This is a genomic window from Nitrospira sp. MA-1, assembly GCA_032139905.1.
Classification (GTDB): Bacteria; Nitrospirota; Nitrospiria; order Nitrospirales; family UBA8639; genus Nitrospira_E.
Genome location: JAQJDB010000006.1, coordinates 1 through 17,374 on the forward strand (window position 1 = coordinate 1; position 17,374 = coordinate 17,374).

Here is a 17,374-nt window from a genome sequence, read left to right on the forward strand (position 1 = left end):
ATGAAAAGCAGAAATTTCACTTATCAAGCTGTCCAGAAATCGGGGTCCACTTCTCCGAATCTAAAATATTCAGTGCGGAATGTTGGTCGCTGCCCACATACCGAAACGTTATGCCGGTAATGTTTCCTCCAGAGACTCGCTGAAGGTAGCAAGGGCCGCTTCGTCGATTGAATATCGTGACCAGGTCCCGGCCGGCGCCGACAAGATGGATGGTTCGCTCAGTCATTACCAACCGATCTTCATATACCCCCGGTCGAATGAATATTTGATCATCTTCTTGGGCTTGAGCGAGAGCTTCGCTGGGTAAAGTGAAGCTACCTGGGCGCTTCGCGTCCACAAGTAACGTTTTTCCCCCGAATGGATTGGGCGGTGGTTCGTGAAAGGATGATGGTTCGGCGGACAAGGCTTTCTCCTCTTTCAAAAGAATTCTGGCAAATGGCGACCCTGATATCTACGGGACCAAAAATGTATCGACCGTTCATCAAGTATGCGAATGGAAACCGAAGGGTGAACCATACGGAATTTCGAAGAATGACATTTCACAATCTTAAATCCAATCCAATTCACCGACGTAAAGTTCTGTAATGTTGATATTTTATATCCTGGTATTGAATTTGCTTCCGATCTTTTCCGTTGTACAAAAAATAAACAGTAAAGTCTTTTTTGTCTAATTTATTTTTTAAGTGGTGAAAATTTTTTTCCACATGTTAGGGAGCAGTCCGCTGCCGCCCTGATTAACTTTAATTGTGTCTGTCAGAGAAGTCCGCCTCCCCCTCCCCCGCATTAATTTCAACAGTTTCCCCCAGGAAAGAGAGTTTCGTTATGTCAAAGAATGGGAGAAGTGGTATGTCTCTGTTCTTTTTGTTCCTAGTGTTGGGCACAATGTCGTTTGTAAAAGTTTTATCTGGAGCGCAGGCACAGGAAACCGACATCTTTCAACATCCTAATTCTGAGCAGGCAGGGATTAAGAAATCTTTGGAGCAGCAAATTGGGGCTGGCCGGGGAGATATCAACACTCCTGATTCCTCGCTATATATTATTAACAGGGATCCGTTCCGCTCGATTCGTCGTGGTCGAAATCTTTTTCAACGCAAATTCACCATATCCCAAGGGATGGGCCCACGCAATGGGGACGGGTTTGGAGATATAAGCGCCGATGCCTCGCTGGGCGCAGGTTTAGCGGATAGTTGTGCAGCCTGCCACGGACGTCCACGTAGCTCGGCAGGATTTGGTGGGGACGTGTTTACCCGCCCGGATAGTCGGGATGCCCCGCATTTATTCGGGTTAGGGCTTATCGAAATGCTTGCAGATGAAATTACCCAAGATCTTCGGAAAATCCGGGATCAGGCCATTGCCAGAGCCAAGGGTGGACGAGGCGTGGAGGTGTCGTTGAAGAGTAAAGGCATTTCCTATGGAAAAATCAGAGTCAATCCTGACGGTTCGGTCGATCCCTCACACCTGGAAGGTGTCGATCCGGATTTGCGGGTACGGCCATTTTTTCATCACGGTGGCACCATTTCCATCAGGGAATTTGTGGTGGGGGCATTGAATGGGGAAATGGGGATGGAGGCATTTGATCCCGATCTGGCAAAGGCTGCTGACGGTGAGGAAGTGGTCACACCATCGGGAATGGTGTTAAACGGAAAGACCGATACCATCGAAACGCCTCCGGCTTTCAGTGAAAGTGATGATTCGGATCGAGATGGGGTTGCCAATGAAGTGCCCGTGAGCCTGGTGGACCATCTTGAGTTCTATTTATTGAATTATTTTAAGCCCGCCATTGGGCGTGAGACGAAAGATAGCAAGAGGGGGCAGAGGCTCTTTCAAGACATTCAATGCACCAGCTGTCATATCCAAAATTTAGTCATTGAGAAAGATCGTCGTGTGGCTGATGTGGAAACCACTTATGACCGTCGACGAGGGATTTTCAATGATCTTTTCGCCGTGGCCACTCCTTTGTTCCAAGAAGTCCAGGGTTCGGGTTCTCCTTCGGTGAAAAAACCCAAAGGTAAGCGCTTTGTCGTCAAAAATATCTATGCGGATTTCAAACGCCATGACTTAGGCTCAACCTATTGGGAGCGCAATTTTGATGGTTCTTTGACTAAGGAGTTTATGACCGAACCACTATGGGGAGTAGGTACAACTGCTCCTTACGGTCATGACGGGCGGAGTATCGATCTATGGTCGGTCATTATGCGGCATGGAGGAGAGGCGAAAGATGCACGGGATCGCTTTGCCCGATTATCGGAGGAGCAGCAAGGGCAGATTATCGATTTTCTACAGACTCTGGTTTTGTTTCCACCGGACGATACGGCTTCCAATTTAAATCCTGGCGATTCTCAAGCCCAGAATTTTCCGCAATATGGACATGGAAATATAGCCTTGCCCGCGTTATTCAACAATCCTAGCGATTTGGAATAAAGGAAGTTTTCTATATTCTTATCTGCCTAATGGAATCAAGCCCGTGATCCGTAAGGTCACGGGCTTGAACCCTCTTTCGCAATTTGGGATGTTTCCCATTGTCTTTCTCTTTTTTGTGCGATCCAACATCGAACGGGATAAGAAAACCATCTGGATTTCAACCAGGTGGCTTCTCACGCCTCCCTTGTCTCTCGCCGCATCTCTCGTTGCTGTGTGTTCTAGCCCTATCCTGATGGACTATTTTTAGAATTATCGGGTGGCGAAAATCACGTCACGTATCGATTTGAAATTAAAAGAAGACATTTCTTGTCTTCAAGAATGTTCAGAGACCTGGGAGGAAAATGGGTTAATTATTCTCAAATGCTTGGCGGGTTGCGAAGACCTCGCCTGGATGAATCAGGAGCAGGCAATCGCCATCAACCGGATCCTTATGAAAGAGTGCGAAGGTGAGGCAGAGCTGAGGGGTCGGTTCAGGAGAAAACTGTAACAAGATGGGAACATCCACCAGGGGAGTTGGTGTTTTCAGGATGGCCAACCGGAGGCGGACAGCCACCAGCGTATCGCGTAGGCGTGTTTGAATAAGTTCTTCAGGATAATCTGGAGAAGGTGTAATGTATTTGTCCCAGAGCGGATTGGTCATGCCCACACAGAAATCCAGCCCTACGCTTTGCGCAATAGTCGTAACATCTTTGAGTATCCCAGATTCAATGGCTTCTTTGCGGGATCCAATAGGGAGTGATTCAAATTCTGAAGGGATATCTCCTGAGCCCAGGGAAAGAGCTAACTGGGATGATTCAGAGAGGTCTGAAGGTAAAAGGTTAGATCTATTCTGGGAGTCGGTGTCGTCTTTTTCTAAAGGAGCGAGATCGCTCAAAGGTGTCTTCCCTAATGCTTGAAGAAGACCTTCATAGACGGCTTTGGCGGAATCCGTCCATGAATCATTCATCGGCAATCCGCGAAAGGCCGCCTCGGAGGCTTTTTTCTCATCATGGGTTAACATGCGTTCTGGATTCATACCTTCAAAGATAAGCTAAATTTCTGAGAAGTCAAGAGTAAAACATTTCTGTCTCCAAATGGGCCAGGAATGGAAACGCAGAAAGAGTCGTGAATTCAGTCAAGAAAGCGGTCCAATTAGCCCAGCCATTTACAGATAGCAAGGTGGTTGATCTCTCAATCGATGGTTTTCAGCGAAAGGTTGCCTCCAAATCCCGATCTAAAGTAAGGACGATGATGCGTTCTTCGATTCGGGTATCGATATCTGTAAATAAAGCAGTCGTTTCCGCTCCGGTGATTTCCAACATTTCCCGACACAGTTGCTCTCTTCCTTGGGAAATGAGATTTTGGCGCATCTGCTTGACCATTCCAATGCCTTCTTCACTCTTGGCCAGCTGGCGTTCAGCTGGCGTAAGAACGCCCTTGAGCCGAATGAGAATGGTGTCACGGAGTATAGAAGCTCGAACATCGGTGGGGCCGCGGCCCATGAATTCCTGCTCAAATTTAATAATGGCATTTCGAATTGCCGATTCCATTTCCCCTCGTGTGACAGTGTGTTTCATGCGGTCATGCTTTCTGGTAAGAGCGATCTTCCCCTTCAAAATCGGGTGTTTGCGCATTCCCGAAGAAAATCACGGAAACTTGAGGAACAACCTGTCCCCCTGATATAAGCGTAAAACTGATGTGAGGTCAAGAAGAGGAAGGGCTTCTTCTCGAATGTTCAAGCAGAGTGGTCTCTGTGCTGTTTTTGAATTTGACCGTAGAACGGGTTTGTCGGATCGCCTGCATCATTCACCATGTGATAGTGAAAAGCGATAGAATAAGCCAATCGGGTGAACTCCTGAAGACAGTAAAAGGGGGCGTCCTTCGGTTGGCTTTTTTATTGTCAATTGAGTTAATCGAGTACTGCACAATTGACTGACATCTCTCATGAGTTGGGTGTATGGTCCTGTCAGGTTTTCCCCTCTGCCAATTCACCCTGATTCCCGTTATCTTATCCGGTGAGAGCACAAATGGTTTCTCTATGACTTGATTTGAGGATGGTAGGCATCCGTGCTCTAAAAAAAGTGGAAATGGGGCAATGAACAAGGTTGAGCAAGATCCTTTATCCGTGAAGAGTTGGAAATGGCTTCGAGACATCGTTGATGAGGCGTGTCAGCCCATCGGTCCATATTGGCCGATGAAATCATTTGCCTATTATAATCCCATTCGAGACCTCGAGCATTTACCATTTGCCCGTGCGATCGAGGCCGCAAATCAGTTGTTGGGTGCCAAGGGGTTTCTGCCTGTTGGAGAGTATCGCCAACTTTTTCATCAAGGTCGAATCACTCTTTCGGCCATTGACCAGGCTCTTCGGCGCGTAGGACCTCCCCTGCCGTCTCGAACCACTGTGCAGGTTGGTGACCGTAGCATCCATGTCCAAGATGTCTGGCGCATTCATGCTATATACGGGATTGAAATTTTACCTGCTGTGCTGCTGACGTGGACACTGGAACTAGAAGGTCTGAACACACGATTTCGATCTGATCTTCCGGAGAATTCTCGAACATCCATTATTAACCGAACTATTCGAGAGTGCGAGAAGTGCCGACATGATCCGGAATCGGCCTATCTGCACAACCTCTGGAAAAGTTCGTTGGCGGCCTGCCAATTGTTCGACCCTGTGTCGGGTGAGGGTTCTTTCCATGCATCGGACCTTGGTCGGAGCTCCCATCTATCAGGAAAAGAGGCCCATTCTGTCACAGTTGACTTACCTAAAGACCGAACGCTGAGTGATTGGCTGGACAGTGAGACGGGGAGCGCGCTGGTTGAGACCATTAATACGCACATGATCAAATGGATTGCGGCATTTGTAGACGAAGGTGTTGCGGGATGGAGTATGCCTTCAAGAGATAAGGGGTTTTTTGCTGCATGGCGAGAATTGGCCGAAGGGGACCTCTCAGGCAAATTTCTCGGGATTCCCGATCTTCGACAAAAGTTTCGCGAATTATCCGACGTACCGGAAGAGATGTTGTGCAAACATCTGCAGAATCTCAATATCCCGAAGGAACGTTGGCAAGAGTATCTCTGCCGTCATCTGGCTCAATTGCCAGGTTGGGCAGGGTTTATTCGCTGGCGTGGAGACCATCCTGGGTATCCCGCCCAGCAACATTACCCCATTGATCCTCTGCAATATCTGGCCGTCCGGCTCTTTTATGAATCGGGAATGGTGGAGGGACTTTGCCAACGGGAATGGGGCATCAAGGGGACGTTACCTGGACTCCTTGCCTATTGGAACAAACAGGGTACGCATGAACAGGCGTTGAGTCTCTCTTCTTCTCACGCCACTGTTGCTAATGATCAGGCGGTGTGCCATCAAGCTTGGCGTCTTTTTCACCTGGCTCAGTTTTTGGAACTGACCCCAATTGAGGTACACGAATTGTCTTATAGCGACACGTCAACCTTATTGGAATGGTTGGATCTCTTTCCCCAATCTTCACATGGACCGGTATGGCTTGAAGCGTATGAGGACGTCTATCGTGAGTCATTGCTGAGGAACATCAGCGGACATCAGGCTGTGGCTCCCGTTAGCAATCAACGGCCTCGGGCGCAAGGGATTTTTTGTATTGATGCCCGCTCAGAATCGTTTCGTCGTCATCTTGAAGCTCAGGGACCGTATGAAACATTTGGGTATGCGGGATTTTTTGGGGTGCCCATGAGTCATGTGGCATTTGATAGCCACGACCACTTAGCATTGTGTCCAATTCTGTTGACACCGAAAGCGGAAGTGATCGAAGTTCCCCGAATGGGGCAGCATGAAAGGGTGAAGAGCTATCTTTCCGGAACCAGATGGCATCAATTCAGTCATCACCTCTTTCACGATCTGAAACACAATCCATTTGCCTCCTTTATGCTGATTGATGTGTTAGGAATCTTTTTTAGTGTTGGATTGGTCGGAAAAACACTCTTTCGAACCTCCTTCGATGCCATCAAACAGTGGTTGCACCAGTGGTTGGGGAGCACCGTTGTCACGCACATTCCTGTTGAGCCTTCAGGTGATGACGAACATAAAAATCCCCCTGTGGGAGAACTGGCACAAGGTTTTACCACATTGGAGCAAGCGGCCTTTGTGGAGGGTGGATTGCGTGTGATCGGGCTCACGAAAAATTTTGGACGGTTTGTGATGGTTTGCGGTCATGGAAGCCAATCCGATAATAATCCCTATTACGCGGCCCTGGACTGTGGGGCATGTGGGGGCAGTCATGGTGACCCGAATGCTCGTGCCTTTTCGGCCATGGCCAATAATCCAGAGGTCCGACAGATTCTGAACGATCATGGGCTGGTTATTCCGGAGGACACCTGGTTTCTTCCCGCCAAACATAACACCACCACAGATCAAGTGATGTTGTATGACCTTGTCGATGTTCCTGCTATCCATTTAGAGGAATTAGGACTGTTGGTGAGAGACTTGGAGCAGGCTGGCACACATCAGGCATTGGAACGATGTGGACGAATTCCCGGCGCTCCGACAGCCGTGTCTCCCAATGAAGCGTTTAAACATGTCAGGCAACGGAGCATGGATTGGGCGAATTCTCGTCCTGAATGGGGATTGTCAGGGAACGCTGCCTTTTTGATTGGAAGGCGGGCCCTTACCAAGGGGCTGGATTTGGGAGGGAGAGTTTTTTTGCATTCCTACGATCCCGGATCCGATCTTGATGGAAGCCTTCTTGAAAAAATCATGACCGCACCCCTCATCGTGGGTGAATTGATTAGCTTAACGTATTACTTTTCCGGGGTGGATCCTTGGGCCTATGGGAGTGGAAGCAAAGTCATTCACAATATGGTTGGCGGAGTTGGGGTGATGTTGGGGAGTCAAAGTGATCTGCAAAAAGGCCTTCCCCTTCAATCGGTAAACGATGGGGCGCGGCATTATCATGAACCCATGCGCTTGCTCGCCATCATTGAGGCACCGCCGGATCGAATCCGGTCTATCATTCAGAAGCATACATTGCTTCAACATGTCTTCCATAACCAATGGATGAATGTCATAGCGTTTGATCCAGATTCCAAAGGATTTTCACGTTATCTCTCGGATTCAACGTGGGAACCCGTCACGACTACAATATAATTTTGCGATGGGAAGGGAAGTCTTTTGGACGTTTGCCGTGCTTGGAATGGCAGAGCGAATCCCGCATCATCTCTGATGAGAGATGTTTGTTTCCCAGGGATTTCGGTTCCACCTACAGGATCCAGTTGTCCTAAGAAGGCTGGCTAAAAGACTCCGATCGAACCCTTCCCTTGATTCGCAGTTGTGGATGGAAGAGGGTGCCTGGTATAAGGTCAGAGGCTTGTGGGTTGTTGAAAAGGATGAGGCTCCTCTTTGTATTTGGCGCAGACCAAGTAGGGAGAGTGGGAGCATCCGGTTTTCCGAAATGTCATTTGCATCATGGCCGTAGGGTTCCCAGCATTTTGTTTGTTCCGATAGGCTGGAGACAGTACATGCCAACCAGGTTTTTTGAATACCTCATTCGAAAAACATATGGTTGGCTTTTTTTTTACCGAATCGGATTCATTGAGTTTAGATTTTGGTCTGAGAATAGCGCAGGATGAAGTCTTCTTATCCGAAACAGTTTATCGCTAACACCTTGGCCCTTTTTAGTGTCTGGCTTGTGTTATCGGGGAAGTACGACAATTTTCACCTCGTACTTGGATTCATGGCATCTTGTGGAGTGGCGTGGTTAAACACGGGATTCCCTCATTCTCCCTTCCATAATTTCCCATGGGCTCGTGTGGTTCTGTACAGCCCCTGGCTCTTTCTTCGTATTGTTGAGAGTAGTCTGCACTTGACGAAACTCATTCTCAATCCCTCATTACCCATTAGTCCCAGACTCATTACCTATCAGTCTCATTTAAAGCATAAGGGTGCCATTGTCCTGCTTGGAAATTCTGTGACCTTGACGCCTGGCACCATTACCGTTGAAGCCAACGGCAATACGCTTCTGGTGCATGCGATAGATGGGACAGCAGCAAAGGACCTCACGACAGGCCGGATGGAGCGTAAACTCGCCTGGGTCTTTCAGGAAGATACGAATCACTGATGCGTGATTTTTTTCTGTTTTTATTAATCACTTTGTCTTTTCTGATTCTCGTGTATCTATACCGGGTGATTCAGGGTCCCACCGTGTTTGATCGGGTATTAGGGTTAGCGGGAATTTCGACCAAAGCCATCATTCTGGGTGTTGTGATGGGAACAGTCTATGACCGGGTAGAAATGTTCGTGGATATCTCCACGGGGTATGCGCTTCTCAATTTAGTTGGAGCATTTGCCATTGCCAAATTTCTTGAGCAACGAGGGACACCCTAAATGGTCGTTCTTGCCATCGGGTTAATTCTAGTAGGGGTGTTTTTTTTAGTTGTAGCTGCAATTGGCACACTACGCCTTCCCGACGTGTTTACGCGATCCCATGCGGTCTCTCTGACTGATTCCCTTGGTGCCATTTGCGTCCTTGCGGGCCTTGCTTTGTACCAGGGATTCGGGATCAATATGCTGAAGATCCTGGTCGTCCTGGTCTTGCTCATCCTGTTAAATCCCGTCATTGCTCATGCCACCATTCGAGCGGCCAATCGGGCAGGCCTCAAACCTCAGACGAAGGAAGACCCATGATGTATTCAGTGAATATTGCTTTGCTGTTACTCCTGGTCCTGACGGCCGCCAGCGCAACATTTTTGGTCAAGGAATTGATGAGTTCAGTGTTTATTCTCGGGTCGTATAGTTTTTTCCTATCTCTAGTTTGGGCTTGGCTGGGTGCGGTGGATGTGGCATTTGTGGAAGCGGTTATTGGGGCTGGATTGGGCACGGTGTTGTTCCTCATCACCCTGTTTGATACCGCTCCAAAAGATAGCCGCCTTCGTCGTCCCCCTCCTCCTCTGGCAGGAGTGCTGGGCTTGCCCTTGTTGGGCCTGCTGTTGTTACTCGCGGCTAATGATCTTCCTCAGTTTGGCGACCCGACCTCACCGCCCAACGTGCATATTTCTCCTGTGTACTTACAGAATAGCTATGCGGACACGCTCACGCCGAATGTGGTCACCTCGGTGCTGATGGACTATCGGGCATTTGATACGTTGATTGAGACCGTGGTGATTTTTACGGCTGGCATTGCCTGTGCGTTGTTATTAAGGGAGCCAGGCTCATGAAACAGATCCATGACAGCATCATTGTTCAGAGCATGAGTCGATTGCTCATTCCTCTGGCACAGTTATTTGCCTTTTATGTCTTGTTCTTCGGCCAGTACGGCCCGGGAGGAGGATTTGTAGCTGGCGTCATTTGGACGACCAGTATGATCCTGGCCTTTTTGGTGTTTGGGCTGAAGTCCCCTCAGGGGCGTCTGGTAGAAAAGGTGTTGCATGGCGATGGGATCGGATTGATTATTTTTGTGGGAGTGGGTGGTTTATGTCTCATCGGAGGTGGGGAATTTCTAAACTATGCCAATTTGGAAATTCCGGGTTTGGATGCTCCGGCACGTCGGTACATGGGGATTCTATTAGCACAAATCGGGGTGGCCGTGGACGTGGCGGTGACCGGAATCTCTATTGTTCTCAGCTTGGCCTATCACGATACTGAGCAGGAGTATGATGTTTGAGTTGATTGGGGGGTGGCTCCAGCGCCCCAACTATATTGCCTTTGTTCTTCTGTTTCTGTGGGGCATCTATATTATGGTGACCCGGTACAATCTGGTGAAAAAACTCATCGGGATGTATCTCATGCAAACAAGTGTGATTTTTTTTCTCGTCACGACAAGTGCCAAGCGAGACGCTACGGTGCCTATTTTGCTCTCCACTACGGAGATTATTCAGCCGGAAGTCTACGCCAATCCTCTCCCTCATGTTCTGACATTGACGGCGATTGTCGTGGGCGTTGCCACCCTGGGAGTATCTTTGGCCCTGGCCGATGCCATTTATAAAAAATACGGCAGCCTGGACGAAGAAGAAATTCTCAAAAGGATGGAATGACGCGACACCTTCCCGTAATCCTTTTCCTCTTACCTCTCGGTTTGGCCATTTGTCTACCATTAATCGGTGTCAGGCGTCGGGAGTGGTGCCGGCCATTAGCGATTGGTGTGCTGGCTGCCATGGTCCCGGTCTCATTCGCCAGTCTGGCAGGAGTTCTTCAAAACGGGACCATTCATTATGACTTTGGGGGATGGGCGGCCCCGGTTGGGATTGAGTGGGTGGCGGACGGATTGGCCAGCATCATGACTGTGGCTTTAAGTCTCGTCGGGTTGGTATGTATCACCTTCCTCAGCTCGGTATTATTTCCCTATCTCGGCAGTCGGATTGTCCCTTTTTATACCCTGGTCCTGTTATTGATCGCCAGTCTGATCGGCATGGTGTTTGCCGGAGATCTGTTCAATCTTTTCGTTTTTTTAGAAGTATCCGCCTTGTGTGCCTATGCCTTGGTTGGATTGGCTGGTGGGAAAGCTCTTGTCGCAGGATTCCGGTATTTAATTCTAGGCACGTTCGGAGCTTCCCTGTATCTCCTGGGGGTAGGGTACTTATATGCTGAAACGGGCACGCTCAATATGGCGGATCTGGCGCAGCGGGTGCCACCCTTGGTGGGCTCTAAGGCCATCGCTGTCGGAGTGTTATTTATGTTTATCGGTCTGGGGATCAAGATGGCGTTGGTACCGCTCCACGGGTGGTTGCCGGATGCCTACACATATGCTCCGGACCGCGTATCACCCATGCTGGCTTCGCTAGTGACCAAGGTCGCCCTCTATGGATGGATCCGTATCATGTTTTGGGTGCTCGGAGCCCATGCGGTAGTCTACCGGATTCCCGTTCTGTTTTTAGTGGGAGTGTTGGGCGCTCTTGCTGCTTTGGTTGGCGCATTCCTGGCTTTGTCCCAGACAGAAATTAAACGCATGTTTGCCTATGGAGGGCTTTCGCATATCGGATTGATTCTGGTGGGCATTAGTCTTGGGAATCAAACCGGTTTTGTCGGAGGAGTGTTTTATCTCTTGAATGATGCTGTGATGCAGGCGGGTTTGTTTTTCTGGGCAGGGGCGATTATTCACCTGTATGGGGTTCGCACAATTGAGGATCTTGGGCGATTGCAAGGAGGAGCGGGATGGATGTCGGTTGCTCTGGTGGTCATAGCCCTGTCGATGATCGGAATTCCTCCAACAGGGGGATTTTTTGGAAAATGGTATATTATTCTTGGCGCCGTGGAAGCGCAGAACTACCTAGCCATTGTCGCGGTGCTGATTGCGACTCTGTTAACTCTTGCCTACTTCGCTAAATTGTTTGAACGGCTGTTTCGGGACCGGTCCGCCCAGCAGCCTCTTCCCATACGTGAGATTCCGTTGGCGGTGCGAATTGGTCTCGGCGCAACCTCAGTAGGGGTCATTGTGTTGGGAGTGATGAGCGATCACATTGTCAGCTTTCTCCTCAAGAATGCGCTTCCGCCTGGGCTTTAGGAGAATTGGGCATATGGTGTATTTCTGATATGGCATTCCTCATCCTTATTCCCCTCCTTCCTCTGATGGCCGTTCTGATTCTCGTGCTGGGGAAACTCTGGCTAGGCGAGCAAGGTCATAAAATCGGGATCCCGGCGATGGCCCTCTCCTTCGCTTGTTCCATCATCGCGTTTGCTCAAGTGGCAACCGACGGGGCCTTTTCCATCCCTCTCTATCGCCTGATCCATTCTGGCGACCTGGTTGTCGATTTGGGGTTGTATGTCGACCAACTCACCGTGTTGCTTCTGCTCTTGGTGACCGGTGTGAGCAGCGTGGTGCATGTATACGCGTCCCGCTATATGATCGGCGATCCCCGGTATAACCGATTCTTTGCCGTCATCGCGTTGTTTACGTTTTCGATGATCATGCTGGTCATGAGCAATAACCTGCTCATGATGTTTGTGTTCTGGGAAATCATGGGTATCTGTTCCTATTTGTTGATTTCTCATTGGGGTGAGCGGCAGCCATCTGCTCAGGCGGCAACCAAGGCCTTTCTCGTGAATTCGGTTGCGGATGTGGGGTTTGGTTTCGGGGTCATTCTGAGCTATTCCACTTTTGGAACATTGGATATCCAGACGATTTTAGCGGAAGCCCCATCCATACAGGGAAACACCATCAACCTGTTCGGCTGGATCGGGTTGGACTTCCCGATTCATATCATCACGCTCATTACACTCTTTTTATTCTTGGGTGCCATGGGAAAATCCGCACAAATGCCATTTCACGTCTGGCTACCCTTTGCCATGGAAGCGCCTACGCCAGTTTCGGCTTTGATTCACGCCGCGACCATGGTGAATGCGGGGCCCTTCTTGTTGGTTCGCATGAGTCCCCTCGTGATACTTTCGCCTGATGCCATGACTGTCATTGCGGTAATTGGGGGCCTCACGGCCATTTTTGCGACTCTGGTCTCCCTGACTCAGGTGGACATTAAACGCATGCTGGCGTTTTCCACGATTGGTCAAATCGGTTTTATGATCATGACCTGTGGAGTCGGGGCTTTTGTGTTATCTATTTTCCATATGCTGGCCCATGGCTGTTTGAAGGGATTTTTATTTTTATCGACGGGAAATGCGCTTCGTGTGGTTGGTTCTCATGGACATGAACCAACTTCATTTTCCCCACATGTGTCCTCGAACCATTCCTTGTGGCCAATCGTATCAGGGGCATTGGTGTTAGCCTGTTTCCCCCCCTTCCTTATTTTTTTCGGACCATATGAGCAATTGTGGATGATTCAACCGGGGTCCTCAGGCCAATGGACCTTTTGGATACTGGGGCTTTTGACGGTATTTTTTTCCGCCATGTATGTCATGCGCGGTGCTCTGTTGTTGTTTAATCAACCTCTATCCACCGCACGTGAAGATGGAATGGGAAGCCAGGCCATGAAGCCTCGTTTCTTTTCCCCCATTCATCTTCTGGGAATCTTGGCGATCATTGGAATTGTCGGGAGCCTATTACTGATCTTATGGAGTTGGTTTGCCGAATTTCTATCCCCGGTCGTGGGACATCGGATGCCGTATATACCAGAAAAATCTTCGAGTGGGCCTGGCTTGCAAGGTATTCTAGCTTTTGCCGTTGCTGTATGCGGTATCGTGGTTGGGTTCTTTTCCATGACAAAATTTTCCGGATCCTGGTTTCAACAATCAGAAATGGGCAAGCGCTGGTATGTCCATTTCCTGAATAAATTGTATTTTGACGAAATGTATGAAGCCTTTGTTGTGGCGCCCACTATCTGGTTTGCCCGATGGCTATGGCGGGTTGTCGACCGGAAAGTGTTTGACGCCCTGATCATGGGAATCGCGAATGTGTCGGTGTTGGCGGCGAAGTGGATGTGGCGGGTGGTGGACCTTCGCGGAATTGACGGGCTGGTGGTGGGTTTAGGTCGAAACAGCGTAGGAATTGCCGGGTGGCTCTGGCGGGTGGTGGATCTTCGAGGTGTCGATCGGGTCGTGGTAGGTATCGGTCAACGTAGCCTTGGTATCGCCGACTGGCTATGGAAAAGTATCGAGATCAAAGTTCTCGACAAGAATGTAAATCGTGCCGGGAATCAAGCAGAGACTACCGGGAATTTGATGCGGGAATTGGAACCCCGCACATTACAGCACCACTTACTGGTCATGATTTTCTGGCTCATTTTAGGCATTGGGCTATTATTTTGGCTTGTTGTGTGATTCAACAGGGGGTTTTTCAGCAATGTGGGGAAGACGCGTTCGGCATGAACAAACAAGGACTCTGGGTTTAAAAAAAGCGATAGGACGTCTTTCATGTTTTGGTGGTGTCATGATCGGCATTTCATGAAGGGGAGACTATGAACACAATCTTTATTGAACATCTTTTGAGTGTCATGATTGCCGTCCCGTTTGTGGGCATTGCGATTATCGCCTGTATTCAGAATCAGGAATGGATTCGGCGCGTGGCTCTCGGGTGTACCATGGGGGATGGTGCTCTCTCATTGGTGCTATTAAAAGAGTTCGATTTTTCCATTCAAGGCATGCAATTCGTGGAGCGGATGGCATGGATGCCGACCTTTAATATTCAATATGCTGTCGGTGTGGATGGGATTAGTCTTCTCCTGGTTTTACTCACGACTTTGCTCTGCCCGTTTTGCGTGCTCTGTTCCTGGCAATCGATCACTACCCGTGTACGCTCCTTTATGGCGATGATTCTGTTGGTCGAAGGGGCCATGATCGTCGTCTTTACCGCTCTGGATCTGTTTTTGTTCTTCATGTTGTGGGAAGTCACCATGATTCCCATGTATTTCATGATCATTCTATGGGGTGGCCCCCAGCGCATAGCCGCCGGCATCAAATTCGTCTTGTACAGTTTGTCGGGAAGCCTGATTTTACTCTTGGCGATACTCGGGTTGTATGTGGAAGGAGGGCGGACATTCGATATTTTAGCGTTGGCGGAGAAGACCTATTCCCCCGACGCCCAGTTTTGGATATTTTTGGCGTTCTTCCTGGCCTTTGCCATTAAATTACCCATGCTGCCTTTTCACACATGGCTACCGGATGCCCATTCCGAAGCTCCCACCGCCGGAAGCGTCCTGCTGGCTGGGGTGCTCTTGAAAATGGGTGGATATGGCTTTTTACGATTTTGTCTCCCTATGTTTCCTGAAGCCTCAGTGACCTTTGCCCCGTTTATCCTGTGGTTATCCGTGGCGGCTATTGTGTATGGGGGGTATATGGCCTTGGCCCAATCGGACCTGAAAAAGCTGGTGGCGTATTCGTCCATTTCGCATATGGGATTCGTGACATTGGGAATTTTCGTGTTCAATAACCATGGTATTCAAGGAGCCATCTTGCAGATGGTGAACCATGGAATAACCACAGGAGCCCTCTTTTTGGCTGTCGGTCAATTGTATGATCGGACCCATAGCCGTTCGATTCAGGATTACGGAGGATTGCAAAAATCGATGCCTAGATTTGTGGCACTTTTTTGCCTGTTTTCAGTGGCATCTTTCGGACTGCCTGGCACATGTAATTTTATTGGTGAATTTTTGGTCTTGGTCGGAACGTCTTTTGAAAGCTATGTCATGGTGTTGTTGTCCATGGGGGGCATTGTCCTCGCGGCGGCGTATATGCTCTGGATGCTCCAGCGGGTGGTGTTGGGACAACCAAAAAATTCCACCATCGCACAACTACCGGATCTCAGTATGCGTGAGCTGGCCACGGTGATCCCTCTTGCGGTATTAATCTTGGGGATCGGTTTGTACCCGTCACCACTTATGGAAATGATGGATTCGAGCGTCACGCACTTGGCTCAGCATATGGCACAGTATCAGGTGGGGATGATCCATGAGGTGGCCATTCGGTAAAAGACTTAACTGGCAGCAGGCGCGACAAAGATTAATCCTCCGAAAAGCTCCTGTTGGTAGATTTCTCGGTTGGTGACCCCGAGGGATGACCATCAGACTTCTTTTATCCCCGAATCCCTTCTTGCCAATATTTTTCCCCTTCATCTTTCCTCCTAAATCCCCTGGGAATTGACGCAGACTCAGTTGTGGACCTTGATGTTGACAGGCCATTCTGACGTTTTTGCCAAAATTTCACAGTGTTCTTGCCGTTTTCTCAAGTGGCCTGTCAAAAATGCCGAGAATAATCTTCTCTGCTCTCTTGGGGGGTGGAGGCACCTTCCAGTCACTAGAGGAAGGATGAGTGTCGTACCCAGAAAAGTAGATCGAATCAATTTAGACCAATGCGTACCAATCAGTCTTGAATCCTCAGGTTTCATTGATTGCAGAGAAATTGAGGTGAGGAGGGGCGGTAAACGTGGAGGAGCAGACCATGAAACTGATCAATGTTTTACTTGTGGCAGTGGCGTGTACGGGTGTGGTCGGGTGTGTGAGTCAGCAATCACATGAACGTGCTCTTCAAGAATACGAAAAGAGCCAAGAGTCCACCGCCGTGGAACTTGAACGGTTGCAGCAGGCTGTTGAAGAGAAGCAAACTGAAGTCATGCAGCTTCAAGAAACCAAGATGGCCCTCGAGCATACCGTTGAGGTGCAAGATCAAATAAAAGAAGAACAACTAGCCGCGGTTCAACAAGAAGTCGAAGCGCTGTATACCCAAATCCGGAAACTCGGAAACACGGAAGGAGTCGGTTCTCTCCCGGATCATTTTTTCGGGGGAGAGCCGGTGGATTTCCAAGATTTGAGGGCAGCACTTTCAAGGATCAGGTCGGGTTTGGATGGGCAAATTGGCCAGGTGTCTCACCTTCGTGAAGAGAATAGTCTGTTGGAGAAGGAGCTTTCGGCTTTGGAAGCTAGGCTCAAGGAAGTGGAACGGTTAAAACATGAGTTGGAATTGGTCAAAAAAGCTCGAGAGGCTCAGGAAGCGCAACTGGCGAAGGTCAAGTATGAAGTGCTCACAGTCGGAGAAGAGATCGATCGCATTACCAAAGCGCTTGAGGACAAATTTGGCAAAAGTCTTGTGGTGACTCAACACCATGATCGATTGGTGTTGACCATGCTGGGTCAAGTCCTCTTTGAATCCGGTGAGGCGGATTTGACTCCTCTGGGGCTTACAATCATGAAACAGGTGGGCCAGGTGTTAGCGACCTTGCCAGGGAAAAACATCCAAGTTGAAGGCCACACGGACAACCACCGCATTTATGGACAGCTGCAAAAACAATATCCCACGAATTGGGAACTTTCAACCGCCCGGGCTACCACGGTATTGCGGTATCTGATTGAGCAAACCGGCATGGATCCCAACCAATTCTCAGCGACGGGCTATGCGGATAGGCGACCGGTGATGACCAATGAGACCGAGGAGGGGAGAGCGCAAAATCGTCGTGTGGAAATTGTTCTGTACCCGGAACGGGTCGTTCAGGGTAATGAAACTGTTGCAACGCTGGCCCGGTAATACAAGCCGGGAACCACAATAGTCGATATGGCTTCAGAAGTGGTGCTTCTGAGCCTTCACATCCCTTTTCTCCTCCCTGCGGAGTCGTTGGTCAGCCTTGCA

Annotated in this window: 15 protein-coding genes; 12 read left to right on the plus strand and 3 right to left on the minus strand. The window is 49.3% G+C overall.

The window, feature by feature from the left end; translation table 11 throughout:
- Positions 1-16: 16 nt before the first annotated feature.
- Positions 17-403 (minus strand): hypothetical protein, encoded by a 387-nt coding sequence (locus tag PJI16_07425; GenBank protein ID MDT3777388.1) that lies wholly within the window; start codon positions 401-403, stop codon positions 17-19.
- 443 nt (positions 404-846) lie between these two features.
- Here PJI16_07425 and PJI16_07430 point away from each other — a divergent pair, with 443 nt between their 5' ends.
- On the plus strand, positions 847-2,421 hold the full coding sequence (locus tag PJI16_07430; GenBank protein MDT3777389.1) for a di-heme oxidoredictase family protein: 1,575 nt from the start codon (positions 847-849) through the stop codon (positions 2,419-2,421).
- 346 nt (positions 2,422-2,767) lie between these two features.
- On the opposite strand, the gene PJI16_07435 is transcribed toward PJI16_07430, so the two are convergent.
- A complete protein-coding gene (locus PJI16_07435) occupies positions 2,768-3,421 on the minus strand; it encodes a hypothetical protein (protein MDT3777390.1) in 654 nt (217 codons plus the stop codon).
- 184 nt (positions 3,422-3,605) lie between these two features.
- Positions 3,606-3,977: a DUF2294 domain-containing protein gene (locus PJI16_07440; protein ID MDT3777391.1), complete on the minus strand. Its 372-nt coding sequence runs from the start codon at positions 3,975-3,977 to the stop codon at positions 3,606-3,608.
- A 518-nt stretch (positions 3,978-4,495) separates the two neighbouring features.
- On the opposite strand from PJI16_07440, the gene PJI16_07445 reads away from it, so the two are divergent.
- The 11 genes from PJI16_07445 to PJI16_07495 all read left to right on the plus strand — a co-directional run bounded on the left by PJI16_07445 (position 4,496) and on the right by PJI16_07495 (position 17,272).
- On the plus strand, positions 4,496-7,522 hold the full coding sequence (locus PJI16_07445; GenBank protein ID MDT3777392.1) for a DUF2309 domain-containing protein: 3,027 nt from the start codon (positions 4,496-4,498) through the stop codon (positions 7,520-7,522).
- A 478-nt stretch (positions 7,523-8,000) separates the two neighbouring features.
- Positions 8,001-8,492, plus strand: a complete 492-nt coding sequence (locus PJI16_07450; protein ID MDT3777393.1) for a Na+/H+ antiporter subunit E — start codon at positions 8,001-8,003, stop codon at positions 8,490-8,492.
- A complete protein-coding gene (locus PJI16_07455; GenBank protein MDT3777394.1) occupies positions 8,492-8,758 on the plus strand; it encodes a monovalent cation/H+ antiporter complex subunit F in 267 nt (88 codons plus the stop codon). Before PJI16_07450 ends, PJI16_07455 begins: the two co-directional genes overlap by 1 nt.
- Positions 8,759-9,058, plus strand: coding sequence for a monovalent cation/H(+) antiporter subunit G (gene mnhG / locus PJI16_07460; protein MDT3777395.1), 300 nt, complete (start codon positions 8,759-8,761; stop codon positions 9,056-9,058).
- The gene (locus PJI16_07465) at positions 9,055-9,588 is read left to right on the plus strand and encodes a DUF4040 domain-containing protein (GenBank protein ID MDT3777396.1); all 534 of its coding nucleotides are present in this window, start codon (positions 9,055-9,057) and stop codon (positions 9,586-9,588) included. The genes mnhG and PJI16_07465 overlap by 4 nt, the downstream gene beginning before the upstream one ends.
- Positions 9,585-10,034: an MnhB domain-containing protein gene (locus PJI16_07470; GenBank protein MDT3777397.1), complete on the plus strand. Its 450-nt coding sequence runs from the start codon at positions 9,585-9,587 to the stop codon at positions 10,032-10,034. The genes PJI16_07465 and PJI16_07470 overlap by 4 nt, the downstream gene beginning before the upstream one ends.
- Entirely contained in the window at positions 10,024-10,404 is a 381-nt protein-coding gene (locus PJI16_07475; protein MDT3777398.1) for a cation:proton antiporter subunit C, read from the plus strand. Before PJI16_07470 ends, PJI16_07475 begins: the two co-directional genes overlap by 11 nt.
- Positions 10,401-11,870 (plus strand): proton-conducting transporter membrane subunit, encoded by a 1,470-nt coding sequence (locus PJI16_07480; protein ID MDT3777399.1) that lies wholly within the window; start codon positions 10,401-10,403, stop codon positions 11,868-11,870. The genes PJI16_07475 and PJI16_07480 overlap by 4 nt, the downstream gene beginning before the upstream one ends.
- Before the next feature lie 29 nt (positions 11,871-11,899).
- Positions 11,900-14,077, plus strand: coding sequence for an NADH-quinone oxidoreductase subunit L (locus tag PJI16_07485; GenBank protein ID MDT3777400.1), 2,178 nt, complete (start codon positions 11,900-11,902; stop codon positions 14,075-14,077).
- Positions 14,078-14,214: 137 nt separating this feature from the next.
- Positions 14,215-15,723 (plus strand): NADH-quinone oxidoreductase subunit M, encoded by a 1,509-nt coding sequence (locus PJI16_07490; protein MDT3777401.1) that lies wholly within the window; start codon positions 14,215-14,217, stop codon positions 15,721-15,723.
- 469 nt (positions 15,724-16,192) lie between these two features.
- A complete protein-coding gene (locus PJI16_07495; GenBank protein ID MDT3777402.1) occupies positions 16,193-17,272 on the plus strand; it encodes an OmpA family protein in 1,080 nt (359 codons plus the stop codon).
- Positions 17,273-17,374: the final 102 nt, after the last annotated feature.

Coding starts and splice junctions, on each gene's coding strand:
- PJI16_07430 (MDT3777389.1), top strand. CDS start 847: ATGTCTCTGTTCTTTTTGTTCCTAGTGTTGGGCACAATGTCGTTTGTA.
- PJI16_07480 (MDT3777399.1), top strand. CDS start 10,401: ATGACGCGACACCTTCCCGTAATCCTTTTCCTCTTACCTCTCGGTTTG.
- PJI16_07465 (MDT3777396.1), top strand. CDS start 9,055: ATGATGTATTCAGTGAATATTGCTTTGCTGTTACTCCTGGTCCTGACG.
- mnhG (MDT3777395.1), top strand. CDS start 8,759: ATGGTCGTTCTTGCCATCGGGTTAATTCTAGTAGGGGTGTTTTTTTTA.
- PJI16_07490 (MDT3777401.1), top strand. CDS start 14,215: ATGAACACAATCTTTATTGAACATCTTTTGAGTGTCATGATTGCCGTC.
- PJI16_07495 (MDT3777402.1), top strand. CDS start 16,193: ATGAAACTGATCAATGTTTTACTTGTGGCAGTGGCGTGTACGGGTGTG.
- PJI16_07470 (MDT3777397.1), top strand. CDS start 9,585: ATGAAACAGATCCATGACAGCATCATTGTTCAGAGCATGAGTCGATTG.
- PJI16_07475 (MDT3777398.1), top strand. CDS start 10,024: ATGATGTTTGAGTTGATTGGGGGGTGGCTCCAGCGCCCCAACTATATT.
- PJI16_07455 (MDT3777394.1), top strand. CDS start 8,492: ATGCGTGATTTTTTTCTGTTTTTATTAATCACTTTGTCTTTTCTGATT.
- PJI16_07440 (MDT3777391.1), bottom strand. CDS start 3,977: ATGAAACACACTGTCACACGAGGGGAAATGGAATCGGCAATTCGAAAT.
- PJI16_07435 (MDT3777390.1), bottom strand. CDS start 3,421: ATGTTAACCCATGATGAGAAAAAAGCCTCCGAGGCGGCCTTTCGCGGA.
- PJI16_07450 (MDT3777393.1), top strand. CDS start 8,001: ATGAAGTCTTCTTATCCGAAACAGTTTATCGCTAACACCTTGGCCCTT.
- PJI16_07485 (MDT3777400.1), top strand. CDS start 11,900: ATGGCATTCCTCATCCTTATTCCCCTCCTTCCTCTGATGGCCGTTCTG.
- PJI16_07445 (MDT3777392.1), top strand. CDS start 4,496: ATGAACAAGGTTGAGCAAGATCCTTTATCCGTGAAGAGTTGGAAATGG.